This window comes from Streptomyces sp. JB150, assembly GCF_011193355.1.
Lineage (GTDB): Bacteria > Actinomycetota > Actinomycetes > Streptomycetales > Streptomycetaceae > Streptomyces.
The window spans coordinates 6,106,930-6,129,629 of record NZ_CP049780.1; the positions used below are offsets into that span (position 1 = coordinate 6,106,930).

Below are 22,700 nucleotides of genomic sequence, written 5' to 3' on the forward strand. Positions count from 1 at the left end.
TCCCCGTGGCAGGGCGACGCGCTGGACCTCAGTCGGTCGGGATCCGCGACCGGATCCCCGAACGTGCTGCCGGTCCGGCGCGTCCGCCGTGACGGGAGCCGGCCGGCGGGAGCCCGTCGAGCCGGCCGGCGGGACCCCGTCGACCGGGCCTGGGACTCCGCCCCCGCGCGACGCAGGGGCATACCCGCGCACCCCCTGGGAACTCAGTGCACTGCACAGCCGAGCCGAGCATCCGCCCAGGGCCGGTCCTTTCCCCTGGTCGCGGGCGCCCGGCACCTCCAGGAGTGACGTGATCTTGGGCATACGAGTATGGGATGAGACCGATGTCCACCAGCCGTACGCGAAGCGACACGCGCGCCGACGCGTGAACCGGCACCGCCGACGACGGCCCGGTGCCGCGCGGACGGGAGGCGGTGCGCCATGTGCGGTCTGAGCGGCGAGATCCGCTTCGACGGCCGGTCGCCCGACACGGCGGCCGTCGCACGCATGACGGACCGGCTCGCCGACCGCGGCCCCGACGGACAGGGCGCCTGGACACGCGGCGCGGTCGCGCTCGGGCACCGGCGACTGAAGATCATCGACCTCTCGGACCGCGGGGCGCAGCCCATGACGGACGCCCGGGACGAGGTCACCGGCGTCTTCAACGGCTGCGTCTACAACTATCCGGAACTGCGGGACGAACTGCGCCGGCTCGGCCACCGCTTCACCTCCACGTCCGACACGGAGGTCGTGCTCAACGCCTACCTGGAGTGGGGCACCGCGTGCGTGGAGCGCTTCCGCGGCATGTTCGCCTTCGCGATCGTCGAGCACCGCACCGGCCGCGTCGTCCTCGCCCGGGACCGGCTCGGCATCAAGCCCCTCTACCTGGCGCGGACACCGGGCCGGCTGCGGTTCGCCTCCACGCTGCCCGCCCTCCTCGCCGCCGGAGACGTGGACACCTCCCTCGACCCGGTGGCCCTCCACCAGTACCTGAGCTGGCACGCCACGGTCGCGGCGCCCCGCACCGTCCTCAACGGCGTGCGCAAGCTCCCCCCGGCCACCGTCCGGGTCATGGAACCCGACGGCAGCCACCGGGACCACCGCTACTGGCAGCCCTCGTACACCCGCCGCCCCGAGCACGCCGGCATGGGCGCCGACGAATGGCGTGACGCCGTCCTCGACGCCCTGCGCACGGCCGTGCGGCGCCGGATGGTGGCCGACGTGCCGGTGGGCGTCCTGCTCTCCGGCGGCCTCGACTCCAGCCTGATCGTCGCCCTGCTGGCCGACGAGGGCCAGCGCGACCTGAGGACGTTCAGCGTCGGCTTCGAGGCGGAGGGCGGCGAGAAGGGCGACGAGTTCCGCTACTCCGACCTGGTCGCCCGCGAGTTCGGCACCGACCACCGCCGGCTGATGGTGCCCTCCGAGCGCGTGTCGACGGCGCTGGACGCCGCGGTCGCCGCCATGAGCGAACCCATGATCAGCCACGACGTCGTCGCCTTCCACCTGCTGTCCGAACAGGTCTCCCAGGAGGTCAAGGTCGTCCAGAGCGGGCAGGGCGCCGACGAGGTGTTCGCCGGCTACCACTGGTACCCGCGGCTGGCCGAGGTCCCCCGCGAGGAGGAACCGGAGCGGTACGCCGAGACGTACTTCGACCGGCCGCACGCGGACATGGCCCGCATCCTGCGGCCCGAACTCCTCCTCGACGAGGACGTCTCCGCCCGCTTCGTACGGGAGCACATGGCGGCGCCCGGCGCGCAGACCGCCCTCGACGCGGCGTTGCGCCTCGACACGCACGTCATGCTCGTCGACGACCCCGTCAAGCGCGTCGACAACATGACCATGGCCTGGGGCCTGGAGGCCCGCGTCCCGTTCCTCGACCACGAACTGGTGGAACTCGCGGCGGCCTGCCCGCCGGAGCTGAAACTCGCCGACGGCGGCAAGGGCGTGCTCAAGGAGGCGGGCCGCAAGCTGCTGCCCCACGAGGTCGTCGACCGCCCCAAGGGGTACTTCCCGGTGCCGGCCATCCGGCACATGGCGGGACCCGTCCTGGAGCGGGTGCGCGAGGCGCTCCACGCCCCGGAGGCGAAGCAGCGCGGGCTGTTCCGCGACGAGTACGTCGCCGAACTCCTCGCGGCACCCGACGAGCACCGCACCAGGCGGGGCGCGAACGCCCTGTGGCAGACGGCTTTGCTGGAGATATGGCTACAGACCCACGGCATCAGGTGACCGGCGGCCACCACGACATCCAGGCCGGCGACCCGCACACGCGGACCGGCGACCACGGGGGCGCTCGGCCCGGCGATCACCAGGACGCCCGGTCCGGCGATCACCAGGACGCCCGGTCCGGCGATCACCAGGACGCCCGGTCCGGCGACCACGAGGGCGCTCGGCCCGGCGATCACCAGGACGCCCGGCCCGGCGCCCGGGGCACGGGGGCGGCGCCACGCCCGGCGCCCGCCCGCGCCCCCGCCGCCAGGCTCGGCCCGGAGTCCGTCACCCCGCTCGGCCCGGAGACGGCCACCCCGCTCGTCCCGGCACCCGTCCGGCTCGCCGACGGTCCGGCGCGGGACGCGCACGACGCCGCTCACGCCCCCGTGCCCGCGCCGGCCCCCGCCCCCGAGCCCCTGCCGCTGCCCGACGCGGGCGGTCCGCGGGACGCCGTCACCCGTCTGCGCGCCCACGGCTGCTGGTACCCCTCCGCGAACCCCCAGGGCACCGAGACGGCCTTCATCTGCGACCGGGGCGGCGTCCCCCAGCTGTGGGCCGGTCCGGTCGACGGCGACGCGGTACGGCTGCTCGACTCCTCGCCGGATCCGGTCGTCGAGGTGTCCTGGTCGCCGGACGGCCGCTGGATCGCGTACACCACCGCGCCGGGCGGCGGCGAGCACACCCGGGTGCTGTGCGTCCGTCCGGACGGCACCGGCCGCCGCATCCTGGCCGGCGCCGACCCGGCCGGCTCCGCGCACCTGGGCTGCTGGGCACACGACGGCTCGGCCGTCGCCGTCACCTTCGCCGCCCCCACCACCGGCGGGTACGGCGGCGTCACGGGACAGTTCCCGGCGGACGACGGACGCACCGGCGGCCGGACCTCCGCCCCGGTCACCCGGCCGCCCGCCGACTGGGCGGAGCGGGACGGCCACGCGACCCTCCTCGGCCCCAACCCCGACGGACCACCGCCCGGCACCGCACCGTCGACACCCTCCCCGGCGGCCCGTCCGGAAGGCGGCCTGTCCGTCTACCTGATCGACCCCGACGGCCTGGCCTCGCCCGTGCTCCTCACCACCGAGACGCACGCCGCCTCCCTGCGCGCCTGCGACCTCAGCCCCGACGGCACCCTCGCCCTGCTGCGGCGCGGCCCGCGCGGACGCCGCGAGGCGGTCGTGCTGCGCACCGCCGACTCGGTGACGACGTTCGCCCTGCCGGTCGCCGACGGCGACCCGTGGATCGGCCGGTTCTCGCCCGAGGGCCGGACCCTGTGGCTGCGCAGCAACGCCGACCGCGAGTTCGCGGCGCTCCTCGCCGTCGCCCTGGACCCCGACGGCCGGCCGCTCGGCGTGTCCGTGCGGGCCGAGCGCGAGAACAGCGACCTCGAACTCCTGGCGCTGGACCACGACGGCCGTACGGCCGCCCTCGCCTGGAACAAGCAGGGCGCGAGCGAACTCGAACTCGTCGAGACCTCCCCGGCCGGACGGACGGCCCCCGACGCCGACGCCACCGGCCCGGCACGCCCCCTCCCGCTGCCCCACGAGGTCGTCACCCGCGTGACCGCCGCCGGGACCGGACGCCTGCTGCTCGCGCTCTCCGGCTCCCAGCGCAAGCCCGGCGTCTGGTGGGCGCACGAGGGCGTGTCCCTGCTCCGCACCCCGTGGTCCTCCCTGGACGAGGACGCCGTACCGCCGGGCCGCCCCCCGGTACGCCCGGTCCCGCTGCGGCTGACGGCACGCGACGGCCTGCCCCTGAGCGGCTGGTACTACCGGGCACCGGGGCGCTCACCCGACGAACCGGCCCCCTGCGTGATCCACCTGCACGGCGGGCCGGAGGAACAGGAACGCCCGGTGTTCCACCCGCTCTACCACGAGCTGACCGGGCGCGGCCTGGACGTCTTCGCCCCCGACGTGCGCGGCTCCCTGGGCCACGGCCGGTCGTTCGTCGACGCCGACCTGGGCGCGGGCCGCTTCGCCGCGCTCGACGACGTCGCCGACTGCGCCGCCCACGCCGTCACCGCCGGCCCCGCCGACCCGACCCGGCTGGCCGTGATGGGCCGCTCCTACGGCGGCTACCTCACGTTCGCCTCGCTGGTCTGGCACCCGGACCTGTTCCGCACCGGGGTCGCCGTCTGCGGCATGTCGGACTTCCTCACCTTCTTCGCCGGTACCGAGCCGTGGATCGCGGAGTCGGCGGCGCACAAGTACGGCCACCCCGAGCGCGACCGGGAGCTGCTGCGCGCCCTGTCACCGATGACCCGCATCGACGCGCTGCGCGCCCCGCTGCTGGCGGTCCACGGCGAACACGACACCAACGTGCCGCCCGGCGAGTCCCGGCAGTTCGTACGGGCCGCGCGGGAACGCGGCGTCCACGCCGAACTCCTCACCCTGCGCGATGAGGGTCACGACTTCCTGCGCGCGGACAACCGGCGCCTGTTCCGGCGGGCCGCCGCCGACTGGCTGGAACGGCACCTCCAGTGAACGGCGGGCGGGCGAACCGTGACCCGGCCCGGCAAGGGGAGTCAGCCGGGCCCCGGCACTGGCGGAAACGTGCCCCGGCACCCAGGGAAGCGTGCCCCGGCACCCGCGGGACCGTGCCCCGGCACCCGCGGGACCGTGCCCGTGGGGCCCGCCGGTTCTTCAGTAACCGCTCTCGCGGACGATCAGGTCGACGGCGGCCCGCGGACCGCCCGCGGTGAGCGCGGCGCGCTGCCGGTCCGCGCCGGTGCCCTGCTGGAGCAGCCGGTGGACCAGCGCGGTGACCTCCCGGGTGTCGCCGGAGGCGTCCAGTGCCGGGCCGATGTGCCGCAGCAGCCCGCACAGCACGTCCCCGGCGCGGCGCGCGCCCTCCGACGGGTCGATCAGGGTGCCGCTCAGGCCGTGCCGCGCCGCGTGCCACATCGCGCCCTGCAGGTACTCCGGCGGGCAGTCCGGCACGGGCTCACCCGCGGTGGCCTGCGCCAGCGCCGTCTCCACGAGCGCCCGCACGACACCGGCGAACATCACCGCCTCGTCGGCCCGCAGCTGTACGTCCAGACAGCGCACCTCGATGGTGGGGTAACGCTCGGAGAGCCGCGCCTGCCAGTACAGCTGGCCGGTGTCCGAGATCAGCCCGCAGTCGAGCAGCCGCCGCACGCGCCGCTCGTAGTCCTCCAGGTCGCGGAAGACCGGCGGCAGGCCGGCCACCGGCCAGCGGCCGAAGACAACCGTGCGCCAGCTGGCGAAGCCGGTGTCGTGGCCGTCCCACAGCGGGGAGTTCGCCGACATCGCCGTCAGCGTGGGCAGCCACAGCCGCAGCCTGTTCAGCACCTGCACGCCCGCTTCCCGGCTGGGCACCGCCACGTGGACGTGCATGCCGTTGACCAGCTGCTCGGCGACCAGTTGCGGCGCCTGCGCGAGCATGGCGCGGTAGCGGGCGTGGTCGGTGACGGCCACGGGGTGCAGCGCGTCGCGCAGCGGCGGCGTCGCCACGGCCGCGATCCGGCAGCCGTGCGTCTCGGCCGCGGCGGCCATGGCGTGCCGCAGCCGCAGGAGATGCCCGCCGACCTCGTCGAGGCTGCCGCACACGGGTGTGGCCACCTCGACCTGCGCCTGGAGCAGCTCGCACTGCACCTCCCGCCCGCCCGTCAGACGAGCCACGTCCGCGGCCATGCGCACTTTCTCCGCGAACGGCACCGGCACGCCCGTGACGGGGTCGAGCAGCAGGTACTCCTCTTCCACACCGATCGTCGCCATCGCTCGCCCTTCGCTCGGCGCCCGAGTGCCACCCCCCACCGCGGCGCAAACGAAACCGGCCCGGCCGCTCCGGGCGTTTTCGCCGGCCGGGCGAGGGGGACTCGCCGGACCGTGGTGGCGTACGGCGCGGAGCAGCGGATACGGCTGCCGGTGCTGTGGGCGGCCTGGCGGACGCAGACCTTCGTGAACCAGTCCTACCCGGCGCAGGCGGTGCGGGCACCGCTCCCCTTCTCGCCGGGGGGCCGGCACGTGCGGCCGGGAGCCTCGCTGCCCCGCCCGCCGAAAGGAGCAGGCCGATGAGCCGGAAGAACCAGGTGGACGGGACGCGTCGGCTCCGCTTCGACGGCTGGATCGCGGGCCTCGGCACCACCTCCGGCACCCGGCTGGTCCTCGGCCACTGGCAGCGGTCACCGTTCGGCACCTTCAGCGACGTGATGCTGGAGCGGGCGGACGGGGAGCGGCTGCTGCTCGCGCCCACGCCCGAGACGGCGGACTTCGTCGCCGCCACCTACGTCTTCGACACCGTCCGCGTCGTCCCCGTGCGGGTCGGGGTGGCGGACGACACCTGGACCGTGACCGCGGGCCCGCTGGACCTGCGTTTCGTCACCGGGCGGCGCCGGCCCCTGGGCCTGCTGCTGCGCGCCGTACCCGGCACGCTCGCCGGCCGCCCGGCGTGGAGCGCGCTCACGGACGGCCCGGCCCGGCTGCTGCTGCCCGGCGTGCGGACGCGGGGGAGCGCCCGCGAGGGGCGCCACGAGTGGTACGGCGCGCGGGACCTGCGGTCGGTCCGCGAGGTGTCCGCCACCTTCGAAGGTGCCGACCTCGGGGGCACCGCGCCCGTCGCACCACCCGTGCGGTTCGGCTTCGGCTCGGTGCCGAGGAAACCCTCGCTCACCCGGGTCACGACGACGGTGGCTGTCGCGGCGAGGGGAGCCCGAGGGGAGGGTGAGTGATCACCGGCCCGTGGGTACTCGGCGGGCCGTGCCACGGAGGGAGAGACGCCTTGAAAGTCACGACAGCGCGGAAGTCCGCGACCGGCCTCGCGCTCGCGCACGGCGCCTTCAACGTCGTGGGCGGCCTGTGGCCCCTGGTTCACCTGCGCAGCTTCGAGTGGGTCTTCGGACCGAAGACCGACGACTGGCTGCAGATGACGACAGGCGGACTGCTGGCCTCCGCCGGTCTCGCCCAGCTCGCGGCGGCGTCCGACCCCTCGGGCGACCCCGCGCATGCCCGCCGCGTCGGCCTGGGCACCGCCCTGACCCTGCTGGCCGTCGACCTGGTCTACGTCCCCAAGGGCCGGATCCGCCCCACGTACCTCCTCGACGCCGCCATGGAGGCCGGCTGGGTCACCGCCTGGCTGCGCGCCCACCGAAGGGCCTGACCCACCGGCCGCACACCGGCACCCGATCTCTGCACCCCCACACCCCGACACGGAGGACCGGTCATGACCGAACACACCCCCTCGCAGGCCGAGGGCGAGCCCGAGCCGACGACCGCCGCGAACGGCGAGCCGGAGACCACCGGCCACCGCGACGCGCCGCGCACCACCCCCTCACAGGCGGAGGGCGACGCGGGCGACGAAGACGGCGAGGACGGCGAGGACGCAGACTCGACGGAGACCGGGAGCGGGACCGGGAGCCGGACCGACGACGCGGAGTGGGAGGCCGGCTGGTCCGGTCCCTGACCGGCGAGATCAGCGATAAACCTGCTGGCGCCCGCTCACCTCACGATCCGGGGTGGGCAGGCGCACCTCCACATGGCCGTCGACGATCCGGGCGTCGAACGCGGGCTGCGGAGCGGTGGCCGGGCCGCGTACGTTCCAGCCGTCCGAGAGCCGGAAGACGCTCCCGTGCCACGGGCACCGCACACACCCGTCCTCGATGGTCCCCTCGGACAGCGGCCCCGCCAGATGGCTGCACCGGTCGGCCAGCACGTGCAGCTCCCCGCCGGACTCGCGCACGACCAGGACGGGCACGTCGTCCACGCTGCGCCGCACCGCCTGCCCGGCCGGGAACTCGGCCACGGCCCCGATCCGGTGCCAGCCCGGCGAGACGACGTGCGGAACCTCCTCGGCGTGGTTCGCGCCGGACGCCTGCCGGTAGGCCAGGTGGCCGCCGAGCAGGCCGCCCGTCGCGACAGCCGCCATCCCCAGGAAGCCGAGGCTCCGGCCGGCGCCCGCGCGGCCCTTCACGCGGCAGGCGAGCGACGCGGCGTACAGTCCGACGGCCGCCGTGTTGGCCAGCGCGTGCACCAGGCCGACCCGCTGCTGCGGGCGGTGCAGCTCCGCCCAGTCCACGGCCCCCGCCAGCGCGGCGGGCACCGCGGCCGCCAGCCCGACGCCGATCAGCAGCCCGGCCTCCCGCGAACGCCCCGGACGCAGGTCCAGTACGCCCGCGGACAGCCAGCTGCCGATCGGCACCTGCACCATCAGCGGATGCACCGGATGCCCGAGCCACCTCCCGTGCAGCGCGTCCCGCACACCGCCCAGCGGCAGCGCCCGCACCCCCCGGCCGACCGCGTCGATCACCGCATCGGCGCGCCCGTCCCGCTCCAGCCCGTCCAGCACCCGCAACAGCCGGTTCTGACCCATTCGACGACGTCCCATGATTCCCATGAGACGCAGGGTCCCCGACAGCGCCGACCCCAAAACGGGCCGATCAGGCGGTTGCCGGTGTCGGCGAGCAGGTGCCCGCGGATGGTCCGTGTCAGGTCCCCATGAGGCCGAACTGGGTCAGGACACCGGCGACGTCCCAGTACAGGGTCTCGTGTGCGATACGGCCGTCTTCGGAGAAGCGGTACACCGTCGCACCGCGCATGGTGAAGGACTTGCCCTTCGCCGAAGCGGCCAGCTCCGCGGGCAAGCCGTCGAGGGCGCCGTGAAGGGTACCGGTCATGGTCCACTCGCAGGCACCGGCCCGGTCGCCGGCGGAGACGGTGTGCACCTGCATGCGGGTGTCGGGTATCGCCTCAAGCCAGGACCGTACGCCGGCATCGAGTTGGGTGTGCCCCCTCCAGACCGAGCCCAGGGGGACGTCCTCGGAGACCGCGTCGGTGGTGTAACAGGCGAGCCAGGCATCCGGGTCGCCCTTGCTGACAGCCGCGAGGCAGGTGCGGACCAGGGCTGCGTTGGGGTGCGTGCGGTGCATGGGACTCCCAGGGGGATGGACGCCCGGTGGCCGGGCGTCAGTCGGGTTCTGTGATCCGCAGCATCGAGGAGAGCGTGCGGTCGAGCACGTCGGGGACGTCCTTGGCCTTGAGATGCCGGGCGTCGGCCTCGGCGGCCGCCGCGTGCAGCAGGCTGTAGAAGGTGGTCACCAGCCAGGCCAGCGGAAGGTCGGTGCGGAAGGCGCCCTCCTCCTGACCGCGCACCAGCGTGCGCTCCACGCGGTCGAGGACCTTCCTGTGGTGAACGCGGCGGCGGGCCGGGGCGATCACGCCCTCCGAAGCGGCAAGCAGGAAGGCGTGCCGTTCCAGAATGCGCCAGCTGGAGCGGACGAGACGGGAGAACGCCTGGGCTGCCGGCCCCTCCTCGAGATGCTGGGCCTGGAGGGCGGCGTCCGCCTGCTCGACGGAGTGCGCGAGTACCGCGTCCAGCAGGGCCTCTCGGGACGAGAAGTGCGCGTACAGCGTGACGCGGCTGACACCGGCCGCACTGGCCACCGCTGCCAGACTCACGTGCGGGTCCTGGCGGAAGCATTCGAGCGCGGCGGCCAGGATGGATGCGATGCTGCGCTCCGCGTCGGCTCGGCGGCGTGTTCCCTCCCGGCTGGTGGAGGGTGTGGTGCGGTGTACCTTCTTCTGCGGCGCGGACATGATGGGAGCGTATGTCACCTCCGTCCGGCCGTGCCAGGCTCCTCCACGGGGCCCGGCACGGTGCGTCGTGATCTGGCGGAATGTTGCTCAGACGGGAGCTGTCGTCCGGTTCTCCGGCTCATCGGCCGTGGCCCCACTGGTGCTCTTGCCTTGGGGGAAGAGCAAAAGGGCCACAACGACACCCGCGGCGGCGACGACGGCTCCAGTGATCATGGAGGGAGTCATCCCGGAGACATACGCGGAGCGCGCCGCCTCGGTGAGCGCCTGACCGGCCTGGCCCGGCAGGTGATCGGCGACGGCGAGCGCGGCGCCGACGGAGTCCTCCGCCGTGGTGAGGGCCTGTTCCGGGAGGGCGGCGCCGGCCGCGCTGTCCTTCAACTCCGCGCGGTAGGTCCCGGACAGCAGGCTGCCGAGGACGGCCACGCCGAGCGCCGCACCGAGCTGGACGGCGGCGCTGTTGGTGGCCGAGCCGACGCCCAGGTCGTCATCCGGGAGCGAGCCCACGATGGCGTCGCTGGTCGGGCCGATGATGAACCCGGCGCCGAAACCCAGGAAGAGCATGGCGGTCAGCACTCGGCCATAGCCGTCGCCGTCCCCCGTGGTCGCCAGGATCAACAAGGAGACGCCCGCGAACACCAGGCCCATGGCGGCGAGCCACCGTGTGCCCAGGTGCTGTCCGAGGAAGGACGCGAGCGGGGCCGCGATCAGGATGACCAGGGCGGTGGGCGCGATGCGCAGACCGGTCTCCCCCGCGTCGTAACCGAGCACGAACTGGAGGTACTGCACCAGCACGAACAGCGCCCCGAGCAGCGACAGCAGCCCCAGGAAGACCAGGACGTTGCCGACGGCCAGCCGCCGGTGAGCGAAGATCGACAGCGGCAACATCGGCTCTCGCGCGGTGCGCTCGCGGACCAGGAAGGCAACGAGCAGCACCGCGGCGGCACCGAAGGCGGCCAGCACCGGAGTGCTGCTCCAGCCCTTGACGGGTCCTTCGATGATTGCCCACAGGAGGGTGCCGATGCCGAGGACGGAGAGCACGGCGCCCTCCAGGTCGAGCCGTTTCGACACGGCCGCGCGTGAGTTGGGCACGATCTTGAGCGCCACCAGGAGCGCCACCACGCCGATCGGGACGTTGATCAGGAAGACAGAGCCCCACCAGAAGCGGCCGAGCAGCCAGCCGCCGACCAGGGGGCCCAGTGCCAGACCGACACCGATCATCGCGGACCAGAGACCGATCGCCTTCATCCGCTCCGCCGGGTCGGTGAAGACGGTGCCGATGATGGAGAGGGTCGCCGGCATGATGAGCGCTTCACCGACCCCCATGACGCCGCGCGCTGTGACAAGTTGGGCCGTGCTGTCGGAGAACGCGGCCACGGCGGAGGCGCTCGTGAAGAGGACCAGGCCCGCCAGGAAGACCGGCTTGCGCCCGAAGCGGTCGGCCGTGCTGCCCGCGAAGAGCATCAGACCGGCCGCCATGAGGCTGTAGATGTCCACCATCCACTGCAACTCACTGGTGGAGGCGCCGAGTTCGTCGACGAGCGTAGGCAGGGCCACGTTCAGCACGGTGACGTCGAGGCCGACGATCAGCAGGCTGAGACACAGCACGGCCAGGATCGGCCAGCGCAGTGGGTGCCCTGGCCCGCCGGACACGGCGGGGGCTGGGGAGGGGGACGGTACGGCGGGCACGGCACACTCCTTAAGTTGAACACTGCTGTTCGGGTTCAGGGTAGCGCCGAGCAGCCGTACAAGTCGAACATGACTGTAAGGATTCGGAGGGTCAGTGCGAGCCCGTGGCCGGTACCAGGCTCCGTGAGACACTGCGCAGCTTCTCGCAGGTCTCCTCGAACTCCCGGTCCGGCGTGGACTGCTCGACTATTCCGGCACCCGCACGCAGCCAGGTGCGCCCCTGCTGCCGGAAGGCGGTGCGCAGCACCAGCGCGGCGTCCAGGGAGCCGTCGTCGCCGACGGTGAGCACGGCACCGCTGTACAGGCCGCGCGGGCCGCCCTCCAGCTCCCGGATCACCCGGTAGGCGGCGGACTTCGGTACGCCTGAGGCGGTCACGGCCGGGAAGACCGCGGCCAGCGCCGGCCACGGCCCTCGCTCTCCGTACGGCAGTTCGCCGGTCACCCGGGAAGCGAGGTGCTGCACACTCCCGCGTTCCTTGACCGTCATGAACTCCTCGGCGCGCACCGAGCCCTCACGGCAGACGGCCGCCATCTCGTCCCATGCCACCTGCACCGAGATGGCGTGCTCGTAGATCTCCTTGGCGTTCGTCAGCAGTTCGGCCCGGCGTGCCGCGTCCTGGGACGCGTCCCCGCTGAGCGCTCGGGTGCCGGCCAGCGGCTGGGTGGACACGCGGCCGTCGGGACAGACCTCCACCACGGTTTCCGGGCTGAAGCCGACCGCCTCGATGCCGCCGAGGTTCAGCAGGAAGGATCGCGCGGGCGAGTTGACGGAGCGCCCGGCCAGGTAGGTGGCGGGCAGGTCCAGCTCCCGGTCCACCGGCACGGTGCGGGACAGGATCACCTTCTGCAGGTCGCCCGCGCGGATCAGCTCGACGGCACGGGCCACGGACCGGTGGTAGGCGCCCTCGACGGGTTCCCGCAGGTCGACGGAGACCGGCGTGAACTCCGCTGCCTCCGCCACGGTGTCGGCCGTGGCCAGCAGGGCGAGCAGCTTGCGCTCGTCGTCCGGGTCGCCGCTCAGGATCTCGGCGCCGTCCGCCGCGAGACGCACTTCAGCCTCGGGGATCACCAGGTGCAGCAGTGGCTCGTCGCCGAGGCCCGCAGTGTCCCCGGCGAGGGCGTACGACAGCTCGAAGGTCACCCAGCCGTAGGCGCGCCAGTGTGCGAACGGCAGTGACGACAGCAGCTGGTGGACGGTCCGCAGCGGATCGCCGTGCCACGACGTGACAGTACGGTCGCCCGCGTGGTCGAGGGTCACCCGGGTCCGGTCGACCACGAGGGACGCCCGGACGCCGCCGGCGTACCACCAGGCACCGTCGCGCTCGTACACCACGTACTGCTCGTGCGCTCCCGCCCGAGCCAGTCGGGTCGCCGCCTGCACGGGACTGCCGGTGAAGGGGGTGCGGGCGGTGCGGGGCGACGCGGTGGTCGTGGGCATGGTGTGCGGTCTCCTTGGGTCGGGGAGGGGTGTCGGGAAGCGCGGCGGCCGGGGTGTCCGGCCGCGTGCGGGGCGGCGGTCAGGGCGCGTCGGCCGGGTTCTCGGTCGCACGCCGAGCGAGAGCACGCTTGTCGACCTTGCCGACGCCCGTCACGGGCAGGACGTCGACGATCCGGACGAGGTCCGGCTTCTTGTACGGGGCGAGGCCGCGCTCGTCGAGAAAGGTGTCGAGCCCCTTGTCCCCGAAGTCGGTGCGGCCCTCGCGCAGCACGATCCAGGCGCAGGTGCGCTCGCCGAGGTAGTCGTCGGGGACGGGCACCACGGCCGCGTCCAGCACCGCGGGGTGAGCCCGCAGGTGCCCTTCCAGCTCGTCCGAGGAGACCTTGTCGCCACCCCGGTTGACGAGGTCCTTCTTGCGGCCCTCGATGACGATGTCCCCGCCGGGCAGCACCCGCACGAGATCGCCGGTGCGGTAGAAGCCGTCGTCGGTGAAGGCGGTGCGGTTGTACTCGGGCGCCCGCCAGTAGCCGCGCAGGGTGTACGGACCGCGCGTCAGCAGCTCCCCGACCTCCCCCGGCGGCAGGTCCGCGCCGTCGGCGCCGACGACACGGATCTCGTCGTCGGGGGAGAGCGGTCGGCCCTGGGTGGTGGCGGTGCGCTCCTCGTCGTCGCCCGGCCGGGTCATGCTCAGCAGCCCCTCGGCCATGCCGAACACCTGCTGGAGTTCACAGCCGAGGGCGGAGCGCACCTGCCGGGCGACGTCCGGGGAGAGCCGCGCCCCGCCCACCTGGAGCAGGCTGAGGCTGCCGAGGTCGTCGGGGCTCCACTCGGCGGCCTGCGACCACAGGGCGGCGAGCGGCGGGACCACGGCCGTCACGGTTACCCGGTGGCGCTCGATCAGCGGGAACGCCGTGTCCGGGTCGGCGGAGCCGGCGAGCACCACGGTCCCGCCCGCCCGGAGCGTACCGAGCGCGCCGGGGCAGGCGAGGGCGAAGTTGTGTGCGACGGGCAGGGCCGCGAGGTAGACGGTGGCGGAGTCGAAGCCGCACAGCTCGGCACTGGCCCGGACGTTGTAGGCGTAGTCGTCGTGGGTGCGCGGGATGAGTTTGGGCAGCCCCGTGGTGCCGCCAGAGACGAGCAGGACGGCCGGGTCCTGCGGGTCGGGTGCGGGGAACCGGACCGCTCCGGCCTGCCGGCCCGCCCGTTCGACGTCGGTGAGCGCCGTGTGCGGGCCCGGATCACCGGCGACGAGGACATGGCGCAGCCCGGGCGCCTGCTCACGTACTTCCTGGGCGAGTCGGCGGTAGTCGAAGCCGGACGTGGCGTCGACGGCGGGGACGACATACGCCACGGCTCCGCTGTGGCGGCTCAGATGGACGGCTTCGCTCCTGCGGTAGGCCGGCAGGCCGAGCACCGGGACGGCGCCGAGCCGCAGCGCGGCGAAGAGCAGGACGAAGAAGTCAGGCGTGTTGGGGAGCTGGACGACGATCCGGTCCCCGGCGGTGATGCCGAGGCTCGCCAGGCCGGCGGCGAGGTGGCCGGCCCGGCGGTCCAGGTCGGCGTAGGTGAGCTGCTCGGCGTTCGCGACGAGGGCGGTGGACGCCCCGATCGTCCGGGCGTGCCCGGCGAGGAAGTCGCCCAGCGGGCGCCCCTGCCAGTAGCCGGCCTTCCGGTACCGCTCCGCGTCCGCCTCGGGCCATCGAACCACGTCCACGAATATCTCGCTCCTCACTCCGGGGGGAATGCTCGGGAATGCTGCCGGGAAAATTCATAACTCTGACGTCGCCGTAAAGACTCCATCGATCGAAAACCAGTGCGCAATCTCAGAATGGCAACTGTTCGGCAAAATTACACCGGTTGAGGAAATGATCCGCCCTGAGAAAGTGTGGATATATCCCACCAAAGGCGACATACCTGGGACGGGTATGGCCCCTTCGGGTACCTACCTATTGCCCAGGGCGGCTGTGACGTAGATTGGTGAAGTCCTCGGCGGGGTGAAACTGCCGAAGCTCTCCGATAATTCTCTTCTTGGTGGTCTTAATTCATTTGCATTCCCTGAAAGGTCGAATTCCTTGGTCGGGTACAGGCTGACGCCGCGGGAACGGGTGGCGAGCCTGACACGGTCCTGGCTGCGGACGCCGGCACCGCAACGGCACCCCCGGCTGCGGCTGGTCTGCTTCCCGCACGCGGGCGGCTCGGCCGGCTTCTTCACTCCCTGGCTCGGCGAGCTGCCCGACTCCGTGGAACTGACCGCCGTGCAGTACCCCGGGCGGGCCGAACGCGTCGGGGAGCCGGTCCCTGGGCACCTCGACGACCTCGCCCGGCCGGTGGCCGGGGCGCTCGCCGAACGGGTCGCCGCCGGAGCGGGCGACGCGCCCCTCGCGTTCTTCGGGCACGACATGGGCGCGGCTCTCGCCTTCGAGACCGCCCGGCTGCTGAGCGCCCGTCAGCCTCCGTGCCTGCGGGCGTTGTTCGTGTCGGCCCACCCCGCGCCCACGGACGGCCACCACCGGCCGCGCCGGCACCGCGCAGCGGAACCCCTCGCCGTGCTGCGCCGCCTCACCGGTGCGGAAGACGTGCCCCAGGCAACCGCCCACGCCGACCTCCAGCTCGCCGAGCGCTACCGGTACCGGCCGGGAACCCCGCTGGACTGCGCCGTCACCGCGCTCGTCGGCACCCGCGATGCCGACGTCACCACCCTCGACGCCGAGGGATGGCGCTCCTGCACCACGGGTCCGTTCACGTTGCGGGCCATGCCCGGTGACCACTTCTACCTCGTCCCGCGTCGCGCCGAACTGGTGGCCTTCCTGCTCACCAGCCTGGGTGCGCGCGAGGGCCTCCCCGCCGGCCGCGGCAGGTCCGCGACCCCCTGACCCACCACGCGCGCTAGGAGACTCACCATGGCGGCTCCCGCCCCAGCCCTTGACCCCCAAGTGCTTCAGGACGTCCACACGGAGGTCCTGACCCGGGTCCCGTACAACAGCGCTGCTCAGTACCACATCCACTACGGCTGCGGCACCTCCCCGGAGCGGTTCGGCACGGCGTGCGCCTGGCAGACCTTCGGCGCCGGCGACCGGGTGGCCCGCCGCACCGGCGCACAGGCCGAGTACCGCGTCGGCGGCCGGCACGTCTGCGCGCTCTACGACGACGGCGAGACGCTGACCGTGCTCGACCCCTATCTGATGCACCGGGCGCCCTTGCGGCTCTCCCGCGCCGACGCGGTCGACGGCACCGTGCGGGTGGACGCGGACGCCTACCCGCTGCGCCGCCGCCCGGACGGCTCTCCCGCCCCGGCCACGCTGCGCGCCGTGTGGTGCCCGGCCGACGGGGTGCTCCGGCTGCGCTACCTGCGCTACAGCCCCCGGATCGGGGAGACAGTGACACACCGGGCGTACACCATGCGTCCCGAGGCCACCGTCGAAGAACTGCCCGTACCGGCCCCGCTGGTGCGCGAACTGCTGTTGCACCCCGAGCAGAACAACCTATCCGTACGCGCCGTCCACCCCGGCGACGACCACCTGACCGAAGTCGCGCTGCCGTTCTCCGGCCGGGCACGCGGTTCCCTCGCCGACGCGCGGGCACTGATCGCCCGCGACAACCAGGGGAAGGTCAGCCGCTGGGGGAGCAGCGCCTTCGACCGGGAACTGGAACGCGTCGCGGACGCCGTACGGGCCACACCCCAGGAGGTCGTCGATCACCTCGTCGAGGCGGCCGCGCTGTACGACGCCGCCGCCCCTCGCTCCCTCGACCTGCCGGAGTACTCCGTGGAGGACGCGTGAGCGGCATACGCTCGTACTTCCTCGCCGGCCTCATGCAGGGCGCTCGCACCGGCGCCGACCTCGCCGACCAGGGCTACCGGGAGCGGCTGCGCCGAACCATCCTGGACCATGACCCGGATGCCGTCGTCCACGACCCCGGCGCACTGATGCGGCAGTGGATCGGCGAGCACGAGCAGGCCATCCTGGCCGGGCACGCCGCGCTCGCCGCCGTCCCGGAGGTGCGCCGGGCCGATCTCGATCCGGCGGTCGCGCTGCTCACGGCCACCTTCCACCGGCTCACCGACCTGGCGGCCGCGTGCGATGTGTGCGTGGCCTGGCTGCCCGACCATGAGCCCAGCATGGGCACGGCGGCGGAGATGCTCAGCGCCCACCGCGCCGGCACCACCGTCGTCGCCGTGACCGAGATGCGACAGAACCTCGCCGTGCTGTCCTGCTCCGACGTGATCCTGCCCGACCTCGCCGCGTTCGAGCGCTGGCTGCGGGAAGAGGCCCGCCACACCACCACCGGTGGTGGCACCGGATGAGCGATCCGACCGGGAAGCCACGCGAGGCCTGCGGCGTCGCCGGGGTGTGGGGAGCGACAGGGGACGCCGCCCCCCTCGTGCGCACCATGCTGACGGCGCTTCAGCACCGGGGCCGCCAGAACGCGGGCATAGTCGCCTGCCACGCCGGCCGGCTGGACCGCCGCGCCGGCGCGGGCCGGGTCAGCGATGTCTTCCCGGCGCTCGCGGACCTGCCGCGCGGGCCGGGCGCGGTGGGGCACGTGCGGTACGCCACGTCCGGGGACGCCCACGGCACGGCCGGGACCGGGGCGCCCGGCACCGACCTCGCCCAGCCCGTCCTCGCAGGCCCGCCCGGCCGGCCGACCCTCGCGGTCGCCCACAACGGCACCCTCGTCGACGCCGAAGCCCTCGCCATCGCCCACGGCGCGCGGTACGGGCCGGGCGGCTCCGACACCGCACTGCTGACCCGGCTGCTGCACACCGTGATGGAACGCGGCGCTGACCTGTCGGCGGCCCTGCACGAGGTGCTGCCCGCAGTCACCGGGGCGTACGCGCTGGTGCTGACCGACGGGCGGCGGATGTACGGCGTGCGAGATCCACACGGGTTCCGCCCGCTGTGCCTGGGCCGGCTGGACGACACTTGGCTGCTCGCCTCGGAATCGCCGGCCCTGACCGCCGTCGGCGCCGAACCGGTGCGTGAACTGGAGCCGGGTGAGGTGCTGGAGGTGGGCCCGGACGGCATGCACAGCGGCCGCCTCACGGTGCAGGGCGCCCGCCGGGCCTTCTGCCTCTTCGAGTACGTGTACTTCGCGCGGCCCGACTCGGTCCTCGACGCGCGGAGCGTCTACCGCACCCGGTACGCCGCCGGCATCGCGCTCGCCGAGCACGCCCCGCCCCCGCCGGACGCGGCGGACCCGGTCGTGGTCGCGGTGCCGGAAACCGCCCGGGTGGCCGCCGACGGATACGCTTTCCGCTCTGGACTGCCCCTCGTGCAGGGCCTGCTGCGTCATGACAGCGTCGGCAGGTCCTTCATCGGCGGCAGCCCGGACGACCGCGCGGCCGCCGTGCGGGCCAAGCTCACGGCCGTGCCCGCCGCCGTAGCGGGCCGGCCCGTGCTGCTGGTGGACGACTCACTGGTACGCGGCACCACCATGGCCGCCATCGTCACGCTGCTGCGCGACGCGGGCGCCCGGGCCATCCACGTGCGGATCGCCTCACCTCCGCACCGCTGGCCGTGCCATTACGGCATCGACACCGGGCGCGGCGACAGCCTGCTCGCCGCCGGCATCACCGACGACCGGATCGCGAGGCGACTTGGTTGCGACACCGCCGCGTTCCTTCCCCTGCACGCCCTGATCCGGTCGGTGGACAAGGACCCCTACGACCTCTGCACCGCCTGCCTGGACGGCCGCTACCCCACTGCCGTACCCGGCGGGCAGCCCACACCTCGCACGCGCAGGAGAGCCCTTTCATGACGACCACCGCCGAGACGAACTCCCGGCTCGAGAGCCGCGCCGGCCGTTTCTTCGCCCGCTACTACGACGCGATGACCGCCCGCGCGGAGGAGAAGTGGGGCCGCCCGCTGCGCACGCTGATGTTCAGCGAGCTGACCGGCACCGTCCTGGAGGTCGGCGCCGGCTCCGGCGCCAATCTCCCCTACTACGCCAAGGCCCGGGCGCTCACCGCCGTGGAGCCCGCGAGCGAGATGCGCGGGAAACTGCTCCGCCGTGCCGAGGAGGTGGAGCTGGACGTGGAGGTGGTGGACGCCTGGGCCGAGCGGCTGCCACTGCCCGACGACACCTACGACACCGTGGTCTGCACCCTCGTGCTCTGCACGGTCGTCGACCTGCCTGCCGCGCTGAGCGAGATCCGCCGCGTGCTCAAGCCCGGCGGTCAGCTGGTCTTCTTCGAGCACGTCAGGTCCCCCGGTGTGGTGGGCCTGCTCCAGGACGTGCTCGCACCCCTGTGGCGTCGGGTGGCAGGCGGCTGCAACGCCAACCGCCGTTTGCTCGGCGCACTGCGCGACGCCGGTTTCCAGGTGCGGGTCCACGAGGTCGTCCGCCCCTGGCCCCGCTACCCCACCAACACACCCTACGTCCGCGGCACCGCCGTACCGCTGCCACTGACGGCCGTCCGTGACCGACGCGGCTGACCGGACCGGAGGAAGAGTCGCCCATGCCCCCTTCCAGCTCTGCCGTCCCCATGCCCGCCGCCAGCCCGTCGTCCGAGCCGCTCGGACCGGCCGCGGCGGTACGTCTGGCCGCGTTGCGGCATCCGGACGCCACCGCGATGACCTTTCTCGACTACTCCACCGACCGCGCGGGAACCCCCGTCACCCTGACCTACGGTCAGCTCCACCTGCGTGCCAGGGCCCTGGCCTGCCTGCTGAGCCGGTCGACGGCACCGGGCGACCGGGCCGCGATCCTGTGCCCGCACACCGGGGACTACGTCGTCGCGCTGCTCGCCTGCCTGTACACCGGGGTGATCGCCGTACCCCTGTACGCGCCGGAGGCGTTCCGCACCGACGAGCGGCTGCTCCTGGCCATGGCCGACTGCGCCCCTAGCGCCGTCCTCACCACCACGGCCCACGAGGAGCCGGTGCGCCGCCTGCTGGCCGACGCGTCGCGGACCGGGCAGCCGAGCCTGGTGTGCGTCGACGCGGTGGACCCGTCACTGGCCCGGGACGTCGTCCTGCCCGTCGTCGAACGCCCCGACGACATCGCGTACCTCCAGTACACCTCGGGATCCACACGCGATCCGGCGGGTGTCGAGGTCACCCACCGCAACCTGGCCGTCGGCGCGGCCCAGCTGATGGCCGGCCTGGAGATCGGCGAGGACGCGCGGATCGCGGGATGGCTGCCGTTCTTCCACGACATGGGCCTGTTGCTGATGATCGCGGTACCGCTGATCCGGCGTATTCCCGTCGTCCTCATGGCGCCGTTCGCGTTCATCCAGCGGCCCGCCCGCTGGCTGCGCGCGATCAGTGACCACCGCGCGACCCACACCGTCTCGCCCAACTTCGGTCTCGACCTGTGCGCCGACCGGGTCCCCCGACCCGCCCTCGACGGCCTCGACCTGTCCTCCTTGCGCTTCCTCGTCAACGGCTCCGAGCCGGTGCGCGCGGGGACCCTGGACCGGTTCACGGCCGCGTTCGCCCCGTACGGTTTCCGGCCTTCGGCGCACTGCCCCAGCTACGGCCTCGCCGAGGCGACGCTCGCCGTCACCCTCGGCCGGCCCTCGGCTCCTCGGGTCCTCACCCTCGACCGCGCCGAACTCGCCCGGGACCGGGTGCACGTACGTGCCGACGGCGACGCCGACGGCTACCGCGTGGTGGGCTGCGGCACCCCGGCCGACCAGGAGGTGCTGATCGTCGACCCCGGCACGGGCGACCCGGTCGGCGGCGACCGCGTAGGTGAGGTGTGGGTGCGCGGAACCAACGTGTGCGCGGGCTACTGGGGACGCCCGGAGCGTACCGCCGAGGTGTTCCGCGCCGCCCTGGCCGGCGGTACGGACGTCGGCTGGCTGCGCACCGGGGACCTGGGCTTCCTGCGCGACGGCGAGCTGTATCTGACGGGCCGGCTGAAGGACCTGATCGTCGTCGACGGTCGCAACCACCACCCCGCCGATCTGGAACTGACCGTGCAGGAGGCCGACCCGGCGGTCCGCCGCGGCCATGTCGCCGTGTTCACGACCGGAGTGCTGGACGAGGCGGGCGAAGGCGCCGTCGTCGTCGCCGAACTGGACCGGGGAACCGCGCACACCGACAGGACGGCGGTCCGGGCGGCGATCCGTGCGTCCGTGGTATCCCGGCACGCGCTCGACGTACGAGACGTGGCACTGATCCGGCGCGGCACGATGCCCAAGACCACGAGCGGCAAGATCCGCCGCTCGGCCTGCCGCGACCTCTACCTCGCCCGGCTCGCCGAAGCGCACACCGCCGCCGCGTCGGACGGGGTATGGGCATGACCGGGGAACTGCGGCGGCTGCTGATCGAGCGGATCGCCCGCCACAGCGGGCTGTCCGAGGACGGTGTCGACGAGGACCGGCCGTTCGCGGCGTACGGGCTCGCTTCCCGGGACATGGTGGCGCTCTCGGGTGACCTGGAGGACCTGCTGGACCGGACGCTGCCGCCGATCGTGCTGTGGCAGTACCCCACGATCCGGCGCCTGGTCGCCTTCCTGACCGGCGCTCCGGAGTCCCCCGCGCCCGTCCGGACGGCTGCCGGACGGGAAGGGGACATCGCGGTCGTGGGACTCGGCTGCCGACTGCCCGGCGGGATCGGCTCACCGGCCGGACTCTGGGAGGCGCTGGCCTGCGGCAGGGACGCCGTCGGCACCGTGCCCGACGGCCGCTGGGAGCCGTACCGGCGGATGTCCCCGGGCCACGCCGCCGCCGTCGACCGGGCGAACCGGCACGGCGGCTTCCTCGCCGAATCCGATGTGGACGGCTTCGACGCCGAGTTCTACGGCATCTCCCCGGCGGAAGCCGCGGAGATGGACCCCCAGCAGCGACTCCTGCTGGAGGTCGCCTGGGAGGCCCTGGAACACGCGGGCCTGCCCGCCGACCGGCTGGCCGGCAGCCGTACCTGCGTGTACGTCGGCGCGTGCGGCGACGACCACGGGCGAACCGCGCTGGAGGACCTGCCGTCCATCACGGCCCGCACCGGCACCGGCTCCGCCCCGAGCATCATCGCCAACCGGCTCTCGTACGCCCTCGACCTGCGCGGGCCCAGCGTGACCGTCGACACCGCTTGCTCCTCCTCCCTGGTCGCGCTGCATCTGGCGCGGACGGCTCTGCTCGCGGGGGAGTGCGACACCGCCCTCGTCGGCGGGGTGAACCTGCTGCTGTCGCCCGGCGTGACGCTCAACTTCGCGGAGAGCGGCGCCCTCTCACCCGGCGGCCGGTGCAAGCCGTTCTCGGCCGCCGCCGACGGCTATGTGCGCGCCGAGGGCTGCGTCGTCACGGTACTGCGCGGCCTTGACGACGCGGTGCGCGACGGCGATCGCGTCCTCGCCGTGCTGCGCGCGACCGGCACCAATCAGGACGGCCGGTCCAATGGCCTGATGGCGCCGAACCCCGCCGCGCAGGAAGCACTGATCCGCGAGGTGTGGCACGCCTCCGGACTGGACCCGGCCGACGCCGGATACATCGAGGCCCATGGGACCGGCACCCCGCTCGGCGACCCCATCGAGGCCACCGCCCTCGGCGCGGCCCTGGGCCGCCACCGGCCCACCGGATCCCCGTTGCCGATCGGCTCGGTCAAGTCCAACCTGGGGCATCTGGAAGGCGCGGCCGGACTCGCGGGCCTCGCCAAATGCGCCCTGGCGCTGCACCACGAGCTGCTCCCGGCGACCCTGCACCACGCCGCGCCCAATCCGCGCATCCCCTTCACGGAGCTGGGCCTGTCCGTCGTGGACCGGCCCGTCGCCTGGCACCGCGGCACACGGCCCCGCACCGCCGGTGTCAGCTCCTTCGGATTCGGCGGGACCAACGCCCACGCGGTGCTCGTCGAGGCCCCTGCTCCCGTACCCGCTACGACCATCAACTGAGAGTGGACCACCGC

General features: G+C 73.6%; 19 protein-coding genes. 12 read left to right on the forward strand and 7 right to left on the reverse strand.

Features of this window, described 5'->3' with window-relative positions; all coding sequences use genetic code 11:
• Positions 1-420 precede the first annotated feature (420 nt).
• The gene (locus tag G7Z13_RS27955) at positions 421-2,205 is read left to right on the forward strand and encodes an N-acetylglutaminylglutamine amidotransferase (RefSeq protein ID WP_166002985.1); all 1,785 of its coding nucleotides are present in this window, start codon (positions 421-423) and stop codon (positions 2,203-2,205) included.
• A complete protein-coding gene (locus G7Z13_RS27960) occupies positions 2,178-4,664 on the forward strand; it encodes a prolyl oligopeptidase family serine peptidase (protein ID WP_240926364.1) in 2,487 nt (828 codons plus the stop codon). Before G7Z13_RS27955 ends, G7Z13_RS27960 begins: the two co-directional genes overlap by 28 nt.
• A gap of 159 nt (positions 4,665-4,823) precedes the next feature.
• Here G7Z13_RS27960 and G7Z13_RS27965 read toward each other — a convergent pair whose 3' ends face one another.
• Entirely contained in the window at positions 4,824-5,918 is a 1,095-nt protein-coding gene (locus G7Z13_RS27965) for a glutamate--cysteine ligase (protein ID WP_166002986.1), read from the reverse strand.
• Between the two features lie 296 nt (positions 5,919-6,214).
• Between G7Z13_RS27965 and G7Z13_RS27970 the strand changes: the two genes are divergently transcribed.
• The 3 genes from G7Z13_RS27970 to G7Z13_RS27980 all read left to right on the forward strand — a co-directional run bounded on the left by G7Z13_RS27970 (position 6,215) and on the right by G7Z13_RS27980 (position 7,602).
• Positions 6,215-6,871, forward strand: coding sequence for a hypothetical protein (locus G7Z13_RS27970; protein ID WP_166002987.1), 657 nt, complete (start codon positions 6,215-6,217; stop codon positions 6,869-6,871).
• Between the two features lie 50 nt (positions 6,872-6,921).
• The gene (locus tag G7Z13_RS27975; RefSeq protein WP_166002988.1) at positions 6,922-7,299 is read left to right on the forward strand and encodes a hypothetical protein; all 378 of its coding nucleotides are present in this window, start codon (positions 6,922-6,924) and stop codon (positions 7,297-7,299) included.
• Between the two features lie 63 nt (positions 7,300-7,362).
• On the forward strand, positions 7,363-7,602 hold the full coding sequence (locus tag G7Z13_RS27980) for a hypothetical protein (RefSeq protein WP_166002989.1): 240 nt from the start codon (positions 7,363-7,365) through the stop codon (positions 7,600-7,602).
• Positions 7,603-7,611: 9 nt separating this feature from the next.
• On the opposite strand, the gene G7Z13_RS27985 is transcribed toward G7Z13_RS27980, so the two are convergent.
• The 6 genes from G7Z13_RS27985 to G7Z13_RS28010 all read right to left on the reverse strand — a co-directional run bounded on the left by G7Z13_RS27985 (position 7,612) and on the right by G7Z13_RS28010 (position 14,569).
• The gene (locus tag G7Z13_RS27985; RefSeq protein WP_166005355.1) at positions 7,612-8,508 is read right to left on the reverse strand and encodes a Rieske (2Fe-2S) protein; all 897 of its coding nucleotides are present in this window, start codon (positions 8,506-8,508) and stop codon (positions 7,612-7,614) included.
• Positions 8,509-8,623: 115 nt separating this feature from the next.
• Entirely contained in the window at positions 8,624-9,064 is a 441-nt protein-coding gene (locus G7Z13_RS27990) for a nuclear transport factor 2 family protein (RefSeq protein ID WP_166002990.1), read from the reverse strand.
• A 37-nt stretch (positions 9,065-9,101) separates the two neighbouring features.
• Positions 9,102-9,731 carry a TetR family transcriptional regulator gene (locus tag G7Z13_RS27995; protein ID WP_240926365.1) on the reverse strand — a complete coding sequence of 210 codons (630 nt, stop codon included), beginning with the start codon at positions 9,729-9,731 and terminating at the stop codon, positions 9,102-9,104.
• An 87-nt stretch (positions 9,732-9,818) separates the two neighbouring features.
• Entirely contained in the window at positions 9,819-11,417 is a 1,599-nt protein-coding gene (locus G7Z13_RS28000) for a DHA2 family efflux MFS transporter permease subunit (protein WP_166002992.1), read from the reverse strand.
• A 91-nt stretch (positions 11,418-11,508) separates the two neighbouring features.
• Positions 11,509-12,855, reverse strand: coding sequence for a salicylate synthase (locus G7Z13_RS28005; RefSeq protein WP_166002993.1), 1,347 nt, complete (start codon positions 12,853-12,855; stop codon positions 11,509-11,511).
• Positions 12,856-12,934: 79 nt separating this feature from the next.
• A complete protein-coding gene (locus G7Z13_RS28010; protein ID WP_240926366.1) occupies positions 12,935-14,569 on the reverse strand; it encodes an AMP-binding protein in 1,635 nt (544 codons plus the stop codon).
• Positions 14,570-14,960: 391 nt separating this feature from the next.
• Between G7Z13_RS28010 and G7Z13_RS28015 the strand changes: the two genes are divergently transcribed.
• Genes G7Z13_RS28015 through G7Z13_RS28045 form a run of 7 tightly spaced genes read left to right on the forward strand, consistent with a single transcriptional unit; the run spans position 14,961 to position 22,686 of the window.
• A complete protein-coding gene (locus G7Z13_RS28015; RefSeq protein ID WP_206313156.1) occupies positions 14,961-15,728 on the forward strand; it encodes a thioesterase in 768 nt (255 codons plus the stop codon).
• Positions 15,729-15,788: 60 nt separating this feature from the next.
• Positions 15,789-16,634 (forward strand): hypothetical protein, encoded by an 846-nt coding sequence (locus G7Z13_RS28020; protein ID WP_166002995.1) that lies wholly within the window; start codon positions 15,789-15,791, stop codon positions 16,632-16,634.
• On the forward strand, positions 16,631-17,158 hold the full coding sequence (locus G7Z13_RS28025; RefSeq protein ID WP_166002996.1) for a hypothetical protein: 528 nt from the start codon (positions 16,631-16,633) through the stop codon (positions 17,156-17,158). Before G7Z13_RS28020 ends, G7Z13_RS28025 begins: the two co-directional genes overlap by 4 nt.
• On the forward strand, positions 17,155-18,612 hold the full coding sequence (gene purF, locus G7Z13_RS28030) for an amidophosphoribosyltransferase (protein WP_166002997.1): 1,458 nt from the start codon (positions 17,155-17,157) through the stop codon (positions 18,610-18,612). Before G7Z13_RS28025 ends, purF begins: the two co-directional genes overlap by 4 nt.
• On the forward strand, positions 18,609-19,289 hold the full coding sequence (locus tag G7Z13_RS28035; protein ID WP_166002998.1) for a class I SAM-dependent methyltransferase: 681 nt from the start codon (positions 18,609-18,611) through the stop codon (positions 19,287-19,289). The genes purF and G7Z13_RS28035 overlap by 4 nt, the downstream gene beginning before the upstream one ends.
• 23 nt (positions 19,290-19,312) lie before the next feature.
• Positions 19,313-21,103, forward strand: a complete 1,791-nt coding sequence (locus G7Z13_RS28040; protein ID WP_166002999.1) for a fatty acyl-AMP ligase — start codon at positions 19,313-19,315, stop codon at positions 21,101-21,103.
• Complete coding sequence (locus G7Z13_RS28045; protein WP_166003000.1) at positions 21,100-22,686, forward strand: type I polyketide synthase; 1,587 nt, start codon at positions 21,100-21,102, stop codon at positions 22,684-22,686. Before G7Z13_RS28040 ends, G7Z13_RS28045 begins: the two co-directional genes overlap by 4 nt.
• Positions 22,687-22,700 lie beyond the last annotated feature (14 nt).